The organism is Vibrio sp. 10N.261.52.C11 (genome assembly GCF_041471405.1).
Taxonomy (GTDB): Bacteria; Pseudomonadota; Gammaproteobacteria; order Enterobacterales; family Vibrionaceae; genus Vibrio; species Vibrio crassostreae_C.
Map to the genome: position 1 here is coordinate 38,079 of NZ_JBFROI010000024.1, position 13,440 is coordinate 51,518.

The 13,440-nt window shown below is 44.5% G+C and carries 10 protein-coding genes; 8 read left to right on the forward strand and 2 right to left on the reverse strand.

Annotated features, from left to right (window positions below; all coding sequences use genetic code 11):
• Position 1 precedes the first annotated feature (1 nt).
• The 6 genes from pspB to AB4323_RS09575 all read left to right on the forward strand — a co-directional run bounded on the left by pspB (position 2) and on the right by AB4323_RS09575 (position 6,639).
• Entirely contained in the window at positions 2–235 is a 234-nt protein-coding gene (pspB, locus tag AB4323_RS09550) for an envelope stress response membrane protein PspB (protein ID WP_004734605.1), read from the forward strand.
• The gene (gene pspC, locus AB4323_RS09555; protein ID WP_029222097.1) at positions 228–614 is read left to right on the forward strand and encodes an envelope stress response membrane protein PspC; all 387 of its coding nucleotides are present in this window, start codon (positions 228–230) and stop codon (positions 612–614) included. The genes pspB and pspC overlap by 8 nt, the downstream gene beginning before the upstream one ends.
• 157 nt (positions 615–771) lie before the next feature.
• Positions 772–1,806 (forward strand): efflux RND transporter periplasmic adaptor subunit, encoded by a 1,035-nt coding sequence (locus AB4323_RS09560; RefSeq protein WP_017086192.1) that lies wholly within the window; start codon positions 772–774, stop codon positions 1,804–1,806.
• A 1-nt stretch (position 1,807) separates the two neighbouring features.
• Positions 1,808–2,893 (forward strand): efflux RND transporter periplasmic adaptor subunit, encoded by a 1,086-nt coding sequence (locus AB4323_RS09565; RefSeq protein WP_029222096.1) that lies wholly within the window; start codon positions 1,808–1,810, stop codon positions 2,891–2,893.
• Positions 2,886–5,996, forward strand: a complete 3,111-nt coding sequence (locus AB4323_RS09570; protein WP_372152240.1) for an efflux RND transporter permease subunit — start codon at positions 2,886–2,888, stop codon at positions 5,994–5,996. The genes AB4323_RS09565 and AB4323_RS09570 overlap by 8 nt, the downstream gene beginning before the upstream one ends.
• Positions 5,997–6,072: 76 nt before the next feature.
• The gene (locus tag AB4323_RS09575) at positions 6,073–6,639 is read left to right on the forward strand and encodes a DNA-3-methyladenine glycosylase I (RefSeq protein WP_017065337.1); all 567 of its coding nucleotides are present in this window, start codon (positions 6,073–6,075) and stop codon (positions 6,637–6,639) included.
• A gap of 244 nt (positions 6,640–6,883) precedes the next feature.
• Here AB4323_RS09575 and AB4323_RS09580 read toward each other — a convergent pair whose 3' ends face one another.
• Positions 6,884–8,068: a cystathionine beta-lyase gene (locus AB4323_RS09580; RefSeq protein ID WP_017065338.1), complete on the reverse strand. Its 1,185-nt coding sequence runs from the start codon at positions 8,066–8,068 to the stop codon at positions 6,884–6,886.
• A 182-nt stretch (positions 8,069–8,250) separates the two neighbouring features.
• Entirely contained in the window at positions 8,251–9,705 is a 1,455-nt protein-coding gene (gene cls / locus AB4323_RS09585) for a cardiolipin synthase (protein WP_372152242.1), read from the reverse strand.
• Positions 9,706–10,071: 366 nt separating this feature from the next.
• Here cls and AB4323_RS09590 point away from each other — a divergent pair, with 366 nt between their 5' ends.
• Both AB4323_RS09590 and AB4323_RS09595 read left to right on the forward strand, forming a co-directional pair.
• A complete protein-coding gene (locus tag AB4323_RS09590; protein ID WP_050546918.1) occupies positions 10,072–11,505 on the forward strand; it encodes a sodium-dependent transporter in 1,434 nt (477 codons plus the stop codon).
• A 188-nt stretch (positions 11,506–11,693) separates the two neighbouring features.
• Positions 11,694–13,310 carry a methyl-accepting chemotaxis protein gene (locus AB4323_RS09595; protein WP_065583883.1) on the forward strand — a complete coding sequence of 539 codons (1,617 nt, stop codon included), beginning with the start codon at positions 11,694–11,696 and terminating at the stop codon, positions 13,308–13,310.
• Positions 13,311–13,440 lie beyond the last annotated feature (130 nt).

Genomic DNA, 13,440 nt, shown 5'->3' on the forward strand with positions numbered 1-13,440 from the left:
TATGTCAACATTTCTAATTGCAGGCCCACTGATTGTCTTTTTAATCTTCGTGGCACCGCTATGGTTGTTCTTACATTACCGCAGCAAGAAGAAATCCAGTAATGGTCTTTCAGAAACGGATCTTCAGCGTTTGCACAAGCTTTCTGCTCAAGCTGAATCGATGCAAGATCGAGTGAAAACGCTAGAAAAAATACTGGATGCGGAGTCACCTAACTGGAGACGAAACTATGAGTAGAGAACTGTATCGCGATCCTATTAACGGTAAGTTGTCTGGAGTGTGTGCAGGGTTAGCGAACTACTTTGGCCTTGAAGTGTGGTTGGTTCGCATCTTGGTTATCTCGGCGGCACTGCTTGGTGGTAGCTTTTTGGTGTTATTAGCGTATGTAGCTTTGACATTTATGCTTGAAAAACAACCACCTCAGTATGTCGATCAGATGAAGGCCAAACAAGAGCACACGCTCAAGCAAAAACCTTGGGAAAAAGGGCAAACCGCAGAGTCGTTACTGGGCACTTTAGAGGGTGATTTCCAGAAATTAGAGACCAGTGTCCGCAATATGGAAGCTTATGTGACTTCGGATACTTTCAAAGTCGACCGCGCATTTAAGAACATGTAGTGGTAAACCTGAAAAACATTAGATAACGGTTTAGGAAAATTTATTCCAAGCCGTTATTTTTTTTAATAATTTTGTCTAAATAAATCTTACGATAACTGGTAAGTTACATGTAATTAATCTATGTTATAAAAATATTTATAGTTATGGATGATCACTAATGTATAGAGCCTCCGTTGTCCTATTGACAGCCTTAGCTGGGTTGTCTGGGTGTGGTAAGGAGCTTCCTCCCGTACCTGAACCTGATTCTAGACCCGCCAAACTCTTCACTGTCTCCGTCGGTAGTAATGCTTTTGAACGTAGCTTTCCAGCCACCACAGAAGCTGGTGACAAAGCAGTACTGGCATTTCGTGTTCCAGGGCTACTTCAGACTATCGATGTCACATCTGGTCAACAGGTTACCAAAGGTGATGGGCTTGCAACGCTTAATCCTGACGAATATCAGTTGTTAGAGAAGCAAGCGAGAGCCAACTTTAAGCTTGCCGATGTTCAATACCAACGTTCCATTAAGTTGCGCAAAGATCGCGTCGTATCTGAGCAAGACTTCGACCAAGCGAAAGCTAATCATAATTCTGCTAAAGCGGTGCTTAACCAAGCAAAAGCCAACCTACGTTATACCACTTTGGTTGCGCCTTACGATGGTACTATCTCCATCATTCCTGCTGAAAACCATGAATATATCGCTGCCAAACAAGGCGTGATGAATATTCAAACGAATCAAATCCTCAAAGTCGTATTCTTATTACCCGACCAACTTATCACGCGCTTTTCTTCAGGGTTTGAGACGGATGCAACCATGGTTTTTGATGCTTTCCCTGGTAGCTCCTACGCTTTAGCATTCCAAGAAGTTGATACTGAAGCGGATCCCAAAACCGGGTCGTACAAAGTCACCATGGTAATGGAAAGACCCACCGATGTTGGTATTTTGCCGGGTATGTCAGGCACAGTTCATTTAGTTTCAGCGTTAGCAGCCGCCACAAAAATTCCCACATCAGCAATGATGACTGATGGCGATGATGTCTCTGTGTGGCGCGTGAATAGCGACGGTATTGTTGAAAATGTCGCAATCATCATCGATGAAAAGCGCCATATTGTTTCAGGGTTGAACGATGGCGATCGCATTGTGACTTCTGGTGTTAATGGTCTTGAACCGGGCGTTAAAGTTCGAGAGTGGATCAAGGAAAGGGGGCTATAACATGAAAACACTTAAAGTGGCCGCTGGACTGTCGTGTTTGGCTTTACTTACGGCTTGTGAAGATAAACAAGTTGTAGAAGTGAATAACACGCCCTTGGTTAAAGCTATCGAGATTTCAGTCATCGACTTTAGCGACAAACTCTATTTCCCAGCGGTTGCAAACGCTGCCGAGAAGGCTCATCTCAGCTTTCGAGTCGCTGGTGAAATCAATAAGCTTGATGTGAAAGAAGGTGAGCGTGTTTCACAAGGAGACATCATTGCAGAGCTTGACCCTACCGATTATCAACTGGATGTCGACAATGCTCAGGCGCGTTACACGGTAATTAACAGCCAATACAGACGTTCAAGTCCGCTAGTGAAGAAAGGCTTATTGGCGAAGTCACAGTTTGATGAAATTGCTGCTCAACGCCAGATCGCTTATGCCGAGCTGGAACTCGCAAAACTGCGCTTGTCGTTCACTAAGCTTCGTGCTCCTGTTGATGGGATCATTTCTCGTGTCAGTGTCGATCAATATGAAAATATTCAGGTAGGCCAGCAGGTCGTGAACATTCACAGTGTCGAGGATGTTGAGGTTGTTATCCAACTGCCTGACCAGATTTACGTGAATCAGCCTAGCGAGCAGCTGTTATCGAATGTTGAGGCTGTGGTAAGAGTACCCAGTGGCAATGAATACACGGCGGCTATTAAGGAGTTTACCACTGAACCTGACCCAAGCACGGGCACGTTCACGGTGACGCTTGCTCTACCTATGCCGGAAGATGATTTGATTCTGGATGGTATGGCCGTTGAGGTGACGTCAAATGGGCGAGATATCGGCTTGGAGTTAAAAGCTGGGGTACTTATCCCAATCGAAGCTGTGTTTAATGCGGATGGCGATGATTTAACGCGCCAGAACTCTTATGTATGGGTGCTTAATGACGACAGTACCGTCTCAAAACAGCAAGTCGTAATAGGAAAAGCCAATCAGAAAACATTGCAGATCATGAAAGGATTAGAAATGGGGCAGCATGTCGTTGTTGCAGGCGTATCGCGATTGCGAGATGGGATGACAGTGGAAGTATTGTCTCAGGAGACGAACAATGAGTGAAGTAAATAACAAGCCCCAAAATGACGATCAACAGGGTGATGATCAGATCACAGGTGTTGCTTCTTACTTTATACGTAACAAAGTCATTAGCTGGATGCTATCTCTGATCTTTCTTATTGGTGGTGTCTCTGCCTTTTTCGGCTTGGGTCGTTTAGAAGATCCTGCCTTTACCATCAAAGATGCGATGGTTGTGACCTCTTACCCAGGGGCCACACCTCAACAAGTTGAAGAAGAAGTTACTTACCCACTAGAAAAAGCGATTCAACAACTTACCTATGTGGACGAAGTGAACTCTATCTCTAGCCGCGGCCTATCACAGGTAACGGTGACGATGAAGAACAACTACGGCCCAGATGATCTTCCGCAAATATGGGATGAACTTCGCCGAAAAGTGAATGATCTCAAGGTTGAACTGCCACCCGGCGTCAATGATCCTCAAGTCATCGATGATTTCGGTGACGTTTACGGTATTTTGCTGGCGGTGACGGGGGATGGCTATAGCTACAAAGAGCTGCTGGATTACATTGATTACCTAAGGCGAGAGCTAGAGTTGGTTGATGGGGTCAGTAAAGTCTCCGTTTCCGGCCAACAACAAGAGCAAGTGTTCATTGAGATATCGATGAAACGGATAAGCTCTCTGGGTCTGTCTCCAAGCACGGTATTTAACCTTTTATCGACTCAAAATATTGTATCAAGTGCAGGAGCGGTAAGGATTGGTGATGAATATATTCGAATCCATCCAACGGGTGAGTTCCAAAACGTTGAACAGCTTGGAGATTTGATTCTTACGGAAGGTGGCGCTCAAGGGCTTATCTATCTAAAAGATGTGGCGAATGTAACCCGTGGTTACGTTGAGGTACCGAGTAACATCATTGGTTATAACGGCGAACTCGCGCTTAACCTGGGTGTCTCTTTTGCGCAAGGCGTGAACGTGGTCGCAGTGGGTGAAGACTTTGATCGAAGACTCGCCGAGCTTAGATATCAACAACCCGTCGGTATCGACATCTCCGAGGTTTATAACCAACCTAAAGAGGTGAACAAGTCGGTAAGCGGATTTGTGGTGAGTTTAGGGCAGGCGGTTGCGATCGTAATCGTGGTGTTACTGTTCTTCATGGGACTAAGATCGGGCCTATTGATTGGTTTGATACTGCTATTGACCGTATTCGGTACATTCATTTTCATGCAGTACTTCAAGATCGACCTACAACGTATTTCACTGGGCGCGTTGGTTATCGCCTTGGGGATGCTGGTGGATAATGCCATTGTGGTGGTGGAAGGGATATTGATCGGCACGCAGAAGGGGCGAACCCGGATGCAGGCCGCCACCGATATCGTAACCCAAACCAAATGGCCGCTGCTTGGTGCGACGGTTATTGCGGTGACTGCGTTTGCTCCAATTGGTTTATCTGAAGACTCAACAGGCGAATACTGTGGCACCTTGTTCACGGTGCTACTGATCTCCTTGATGCTGAGTTGGTTTACTGCCATCTCGCTCACGCCGTTCTTTGCCGACATGTTCTTTAAAGGTCAGAAGGTCGATCCAGATAACGAAGGTAAGGACCCATACAACGGGATGGTTTTTGTTATCTACAAAAACTTCCTTGAGTTCTGTATGAAGCGTGCTTGGTTAACCATGTTTGTTCTGATTATTGGTTTAGGCGCGAGTGTGTACGGTTTTGGTTTCGTTAAGCAAGCCTTCTTCCCGTCTTCAACCACACCTATGTTCCAAGTGGATGTGTGGATGCCAGAAGGTACCGATATTCGAGCGACCAATACCAAGCTTAAAGTGCTTGAGAGTTGGCTAGCTGAGCAGGACGAAGTTGAACATATCACGACAACCGCGGGTAAAGGCCTGCAACGTTTCATGCTGACTTATGCGCCAGAGAAAAGTTATAGCGCTTACGGCGAGATAACGGTTCGTGTGAAAAGTTATGAAGTACTTGAAGGGCTAATGAAACGCTTCCGTGAACATGTAAATGGTCAGTTCCCAGAGATTGACTACAAGCTTAAACAGATCGAATTAGGTCCTGGTGGCGGTGCGAAAATTGAAGCGCGAATTGTGGGTTCTGATCCAACGGTTTTACGTTCAATCGCTGCACAAGTGATGGACATCATGCGTGCTGATGAAGGCGCATTTAACGTTCGTCACGATTGGCGTGAAAGAACTAAGGTATTAGAGCCTCAGTTCAATGAAAGCCAAGCGCGTCGTTATGGTATTACTAAATCTGACGTTGATGATTTCCTAGCAATGTCTTTCTCTGGTAAGTCGATTGGTGTGTATCGTGATGGTACAACGTTAATGCCGATTGTGGCTCGTTTGCCTGAAGACGAGCGTGTCGATATTCGTAACATCGAAGGCATGAAGATCTGGAGCCCAGCATTAAGTGAGTACATCCCACTTCAACAAGTAACGTTAGGTTACGAGCTAGAATGGGAAGATCCACTGATCATCCGTAAGAACCGTAAGCGTATGCTAACGGTAATGGCGGATCCTGATCTATTGGGTGAAGAGACGGCCTCAACTCTACAGAAACGCTTACAACCACAGATTGAAGCGATTGAGATGCCTCCGGGTTACTCATTGGAATGGGGGGGTGAATATGAGTCGTCAGCAGATGCACAGGCGTCACTGTTCACAACCATGCCTCTGGGTTACTTGTTCATGTTCTTAATCACTGTGTTCTTGTTTAACTCGGTGAAAGAGCCTCTGATCGTTTGGTTAACGGTTCCATTGGCGTTGATAGGGGTGACGACAGGCTTGCTAGCCTTGAATACACCATTCGGCTTTATGGCGCTGTTGGGCTTCTTGAGTCTATCTGGGATGCTTCTGAAGAACGGTATCGTACTACTTGATCAAATTGAGATTGAGATGAAATCTGGTAAAGATCCGTATGTAGCGGTTGTTGATGCGGCTCTGAGTCGTGTTCGCCCGGTATGTATGGCGGCGATTACCACCATTCTAGGTATGATCCCTCTACTACCGGATATCTTCTTCAAACCAATGGCAGTAACCATCATGTTTGGTTTAGGCTTTGCGACTGTACTCACGCTAATCGTAGTGCCTGTGCTGTATCGTTTGTTCCATAAAATTGAAGTGGCTTAACGTCAACTGACCTTTGAAATAATGCCCCTAATTGGGGCATTATTTTTATGTATGATTACTAAAAGAGACCATCGAAATGGAAGCTAATACAGTGGATAGAACGTGTGCATGGGCGCTTAAACATGAGCTTGAAAGGGAGTACCACGATGCAGAGTGGGGCGTGCCTGTTTATGATGACCAAGTTCTGTTTGAGTTCATTACTTTAGAAGGTGCTCAAGCAGGTCTGAGTTGGATTACGATCCTTAAAAAGCGTGAAGGGTATCGTGCCGCGTTCGATAATTACGATCTAAACAAGCTAGCTGAGCTGAATGAAGACAACGTGCCGCACATCATTGAAAACTTCGATGTGGTTAAACACAGGGGTAAGATTGCTTCGGTATACAACAATGCACGAGCAACGCTTGAATTACAGAAAGAGTTCGGCTCTCTTTCTAATGCCTTATGGCAATTTGTTGATAATGAAGTGATCGTGAATCAATGGACTGAGATGTCTCAAGTTCCCGCTTCTACCGAGCAATCTAAAGCGATGAGTAAGTTTTTGAAGAAGAGAGGCTTTAAGTTTGTAGGAGAAACAATCTGTTACGCATTTATGCAAGCAACAGGTATGGTCAATGATCATTTAGTCGGTTGCCCACACAAATAAAGTGTTATTTATTTCAGCGGAACAATCACTTAGAAATTGAAAAATTCATAGCCATTTTTTCATCGCTCTGAGATCTTTAAGTGGATGTGCTTTAAGGTTCAATATTGGCTTTGAAAGCTTCTGGACTATGAGCGGTTTGTATTATGAGCTGAAGTATCTGAATATGAGTATTTTGAGTTATGCTTTAAACAGAAAAAGGCAGGAATATCCTGCCTTTTTTGCATATCAGACCTATCGTCTCAGATTAAATCAGAGCGCTATAACGTTCTAATCCCGCCTCTAGATCAGCAATCAGGTCATCAACATCTTCTAACCCAATATGAACACGTATCAAGGTACCTTCGAAATTAGGATTGGCAACAGTTCTCAAGCTGTCAAAACTGCTTGGTTCGTTAGCTAGAATCAAACTTTCAAATCCACCCCAAGAGTAACCCATACTAAAATGTGTCATTCCATCAAGTAACGCTGTCGTCGCTTTGATATTAGAGTTGTTTAGTACAAAAGAGAACAAGCCATTACCGCCAGTAAAATCTCGTTTGAAGAATTCATGGCCTGGGCAAGACTCAAGAGCAGGGTGACGAACGTGGTTAACTTCAGGACGAGTCTCTAACCATTTTGCGACCTTCAAGCTGCTTTCTGCGTGTTGGCGTAGACGCACATCAAGAGTACGAATGCCGCGAAGCCCTAAATAAGCATCATCAGGTGAGACACATTGCCCCATCAAGTAACTTTGCTCTCTTAGTTGATCCCAGCATTTCTCATTGGCGACTGCCGTACCTAGCATCACATCAGAGTGACCCACGATGTATTTGGTCGCTGCTTGAATCGAGATATCAACACCAAAATCAAACGGTGAGAAGTTCACGCCAGCCGCCCAAGTATTGTCTAGCATAACGATGATGTCATGTTCATGAGCGATACGCGCTAGTGTTGGAATATCCTGCACTTCCATGGTGACAGAGCCTGGAGACTCAGTAAACAGCACCTTAGTGTTTGGCTTGATAAGGTCTTGGATACCTTCACCAATCGTTGGCTCGTAGTAAGTTGTCTCTACCCCCATCTTTTTCATGATGGTGTCACAGAAATCACGAGTAGGTTCGTAGCAGGTGTCAACCATTAAAATATGATCACCTGTTTCTACAAAAGAGAGAATGGCATTCGAAATTGCTGCTGTACCACACGGGTACAGTGCACAACCCGCGCCGCCTTCTACTTCAACCATCGCATCTTGGAAGGCAAAATGAGTGTTGGTTCCACGACGTCCGTAAAAAAGGGTCTTGTTAGCGCGGTTAATCGTAGCTTTACGCTTCTCTTCTACTGAGTTAAATACGACAGTTGAAGCGCGTTGTACTGGTGGGTTAACAACACCATTGGTCCACTTCTTATCACGACCGGCAGTGATAAGTTTAGTGGTTTTGTTCTCGGACATGCTGTGAATTCCTTATCAATCGGTTATGTCCTATTTAAAACATGCCAAGAGTGTTCAAAGCAAGAGCGGAGCGGGGATTTTTACGCTTTTCTTACGATTTTTGACCTTTCACTCAGTTAACAGTGAAAGGTTAAAAATGATCGATGGGGAAACAACGAGCCATAATCGACTCATTGCTGGAATTATAGGAGTGGGTTGAACAAGTAGAACAGCCTCTCAAAGAAGCGATTACTAAGGTTTCTTTGCTCCCACTGTTCTAACTCTACAGAGTGGGATGAAGCGATATAAGATTTCTGCAGCTCAGACAGTTTTTGCGTGAAATGCACATCATCCACAGCCAGAGTCACTTCAAAGTTGAGCCACAAACTGCGCATGTCGATATTGACGGTTCCGATCAAGCAAAACTCTTCATCGATCACTACCGATTTGGTATGAAGAAGGCCACCGTAAAATTCATAGATCTTCACGCCAGCTTCAAGCAACTCGGTATAAAACGCACGAGAAGCCCATTTAACCATTAGTGAATCGTTATTGTGTGGAATGATCAGTTCTACAGTTACGCCGCGTTGAGCTGTCATCTTAAGTGTTTCGAGTAAGTCAGCACTTGGCACAAAATAAGGTGTAGTAATACGTACAGAATGATTCGCTTGATTGATGGCGATGGTCAGTACTTGTAAGATCAAATATTCCGGCATGCCAGGGCCAGACGGCACTACTTGAACCGGATGATGTGTCATGATTTCTTCAACTGGGCATTCAGGTATATCAGGGAGAATGCGTTCACCAGTCTCAACTTCCCAATCCCAGCCATGAATAGCGGATAACACATTAACGGTTGGCCCAGTCACTCTGACCATTACATCAATCCACTGACCAACGCCGGAACTTTGTTTGAAGTGAGCAGGATCGACCATGTTCATTGAACCCGTATAGGCGATAGTCTCGTCAATCACAATGATTTTGCGGTGTTGTCTTAAATCTAGGCGACGTAAGAAAATACGCCATGGGCTCACTTCTAGTGCTTGTACGACTTGAACGTCTGCGTCCTTCATCATTGACTGCCAGTGGCTTTTGAAAAAGCGAGGGCTACCGGCTGAATCGAGCAAAACTTTAACATCTACGCCACGTTTTGCAGCGCGAATCAGCGCAGAGGCAACCGAATCGGTCAGGCCACCTGGATGCCAAATATAGAAAACCATCTTGATACTGGTTTGTGCATTTTCTATATCTTCGATAATTGCGTGTAGGATCTCGTTTGGTGAAGATTGCAGCGATAGAGTGTTTCCACTGAGTGCAGGGATGCCCATTCGATTGTTACAAAGCTCGTCAATCTTATGGATAGGGGAGCCGACTTTCCCTGGTTGGTGAAGTTGGCAATCATTCAATTGACGGAACCAGTCGCCGAAAGGGGTAAACATACGATGAGCGCGTTCAGCCCTTTTTCTGCCTAGGTTTAGCTCACCAAAAAGGAAGTAACAAGCTACACCAACAATCGGGATAATGTAGATAACCATTAGCCAAGCAAGAGAAACGCTGACAGAGCGTCGTTTTAGTACAACACGAAACGTCACACCGGCTACGAGAACCCAGTACAAAACAACAGAGGCCAAAGTTAAAAAATGATAAAGCTTATCCACATTGAATACTCGAAAAAAGAGACACTTAGATAGTAATGCTATTTAACGGATATGGGAATTTAAGGATTCAACTATTTACAAAATAGAGCAAAAGATGTAAATAGGTTAAAGTTGTTAAGTTTTGGTCAACTTAAGAAGAAAACGATTGTTTTGTATGAAAAGTCGGCATTTAACCATAAAAATTTACATCTTTAACGAAATTTGTACGGTATGCTCTTCCAATTTTATTCTTAAACTGGTTTACTTGCTAGACAACGAGCGTCAATCAAATCTTTTAGGTGTGTAAATTTATTTATACACCTTCCTTTTAAAGACGCCACCCAAAGCAAAACACAACATCACATAACACAAAAGTTTGGAGTACACGTGGCTACTAGTAATACAACCACAACACCCCGCGATACCTGGGGTTCGAAGTTAGGATTCGTAATGGCTGCAGCAGGTTCTGCTGTTGGCTTAGGTAACATTTGGAAATTCCCATACACAGCAGGCGAAAGTGGCGGTGGTGCATTCGTTGCCATTTACCTGTTTTTTGTAATTTTTATTGGTTTCAGTGTCATGCTGACTGAATTTGCGATTGGCCGTCATACGCAAAAATCAGCAGTAGGTGCATTTAAAACAACTGACCGTCGTTGGACGTTCGCTGGCGTTATCGGCGTATTCAGTGGTCTACTTATCATGGGTTTCTACCCAGTAGTAGGCGGTTGGTCAATCGCATACATCGGTAAAATTGCAGGTGGTCTTCTAGACGCACCAGAAGCAATTGGTGATAGCTTTGGTGGCTTTATCTCAAACCCAGTTCAACCACTAATGTGGATGGGCTTATACCTACTACTTAACGTTGTTATCGTTATGAAAGGTATCTCTGGTGGTATTGAGAAAGCAGGTAAGATCCTGATGCCGCTTCTTTTCATTATCCTTATTGTAGTATCAATCAAAGGCATTATGCTTCCGGGCGCGATGGCTGGTCTTGAGTTCCTATTCAGTCCTGACTTCTCTAAAGTAGACAGCAATGTAATCCTAGCCGCTCTAGGTCAAGCATTCTTCTCTCTAAGTCTTGGTATGGGTTGTATGATGACATACGGTTCTTACCTTAAGAAGAAAGAGAACCTAGTTCAGACAACAGCAATGGTAACCGCAATGGATACTGGTGTTGCTATTCTAGCTGGTGTTGCAATGTTCCCTGCAATGTTCGCGTTCGGTATGGAACCTGCAGCGGGCCCTGGTTTAGTATTCGTTGTTGTTCCTCAGCTATTCGCTGAAATGGGCGGCGTAGTTGGTCTTCTATTTGCTCTTATGTTCTTCGTTGGTTTGAGTGTTGCGGCACTAACATCTTCAGTATCTCTACTTGAAGTTGTGGTTTCTTACCTAATCGATGAGAAAGGCATGAAGCGTGTAACAGCGGTACTGTCTGCAAGTGTTGTAATGGCGATTCTATGTATCTTCGCTTCTCTATCACTTGGCGGCTTCGGTCCAACACTGTTTGATACTGGCGCGTTCGACATTTTCGACCTACTAACGGATAAGATTTTCCTAGCGGTTGGCGGTATGTTGGTATGTATCTTCGCTGGTTGGAGACTAAACCGTGCTGACCTAGAGAAAGAAATCACTAACGATGGTGAAGTATCTTTCCCACTATTCGGTCTATGGTACACGCTAGTTAAGTACATCATCCCAGTAGCTATCGCAATCGTTGCATTCATGGGTATCTCTTCTGGCTTCGACAGCGGTAAAGGTGCAATCATGCTACTAGGTATTGGTATTATTGCTGGCTCTGCGCTTATCTCTAAGAAGCTATAGTTTTAAGAAGCTACAATCGCGAGCTAAAGTAAGTTAAGAAACGGGAGCCAATGGCTCCCATTTTTTTATTCAAATACTTAATTCTTATCAAAAAATAAAACATTACATTCACTAAAGTTATCCGTCACCTAGCCGATATATTGAATATCAAGAATTTTTGATCGGTATTTAATTTAGGTAGGTGTTGTGTGAAATTGTCAGTGAGAAAGAAACTGTATGCCGGTTTTGGCTCTATATTGGCGGTGCTTGTTACGTTAGTCAGTATTGTATGGATAGAAGTTATCGGCGCGCACCAGAGCGCAGATGAAATTAGAATGGACGATGTTCCGGGTACTGTTACCTACCTGGTACTGATTGATGAAGCGGGTGATGTATACCGAGATGCGCTTGGTGCAATTACACTGGTTGATAACGCACTCAATGATTATCGAACCAGCAAGAACGAATTTGCTCAAGCTATCGAGCAGGCTAAGCGTTTGGAGAGTAGAGGTTCGGAAGACCACCGCCGTATTCAGCGAATTGAAGACCTGATGGGGCGTTTCACTCAAGAGTTTGAATCAAAGCTTGTGCCGAAGATCAATGATGAAGCTGCGCTACTAGCCAATATTCAACAGCTACGATCTTTGTATGAGAGCAATCTTATCCCTATTGAGAACTTACTGGATCAAGCGTCAGCAAGTGAGCGCGCAGATACAGAACAGTCACTACTGACACTAACCGACACGTTTACTACCATTGAGCGCACCATCATGGTGTTGTCTGCTATTGCGATTGTCTTTGGTTGTGTGATTGCGTATCTATTGTCTAGCTCTATTACCAATCGTCTTACTCGTGTAGAACAAGTAGCACGACGTGTAGCAAATGGTGACCTAACGGCAGGCGACATTATTGATGATTCTGGTGATGAATTGGCTGAACTGGCTAAGTCGATTAACCAGATGCAGAAATCACTAGTAGACCTATTAGGTTCAATCTCGTCTGTGACTCACCAAGTCCAATCGGTGACAGGGGAGCTCTCTTCTATTAGCCAAGACATCGTTACTGGTGCATCAGCTCAAGCAGACAAAGCTAACTTGATTGCAACGGCTGCTGAAGAGCTAAGCTTGACCATTTCTGAAGTGGCGCAGCAAGGTACTTCAACTTATGAAGAAGCACGTCGCTCAGAAACCTCTGCAGAAGATGGCCGCAACGTGATTGTTGAGATGGTGGCGAGTATTCAACAAGTGTCGACTCAAATGAGCGATATGTCGTTGCAAATGAATACTCTAGGTTCTCACGGTGAGCAGATTGGTAGCGTTATCAAGGTAATCGAAGACATTGCTGAGCAAACTAACCTGTTAGCTCTTAACGCTGCAATTGAAGCGGCACGTGCAGGCGAGTTTGGTCGTGGTTTTGCTGTGGTAGCCGATGAAGTGCGAGCGCTAGCAGAAAGAACAACCAAAGCGACACGAGAAGTCTCGGGCATCATTCAATCGATTCAATCGGGCACTCAAGAAGCGGTGACTTACACTCAAGATAACTGTCGTTTAGTTGAGATTGGTGTTGAGCAAAGCTCAGGTGCTGTTTCGGCTCTAGAAGCGATTGTGAGCGGTGCGGGCAATGTACAAAGCATGGTTAACTCTATTGCGACTGCGGCAGAAGAACAGACGGCTGTGACCAAAGAAATTGCAGCGGACATTACCGCGATTAGCGATATCTCTGAGCAATCTCTGCAGCTAGCAACTCGTAGCTCCGAAAATACATCAGGCTTGAACGCTAAGGTTGCTGAGCTAGAAGCATTAGTTGGTAAGTTTAAACTGGGGTAAAGCGGTAGCTTGGTTCTATTTACCTATTGGTAATCGAGTAAAGACCACGCACTGATCGCTAGTTGCTGAAAAGAAGCCCAACGATTCAATATTTATTGAGTGAGTTGGGCTTTTTCGTAGCTGGAATCTG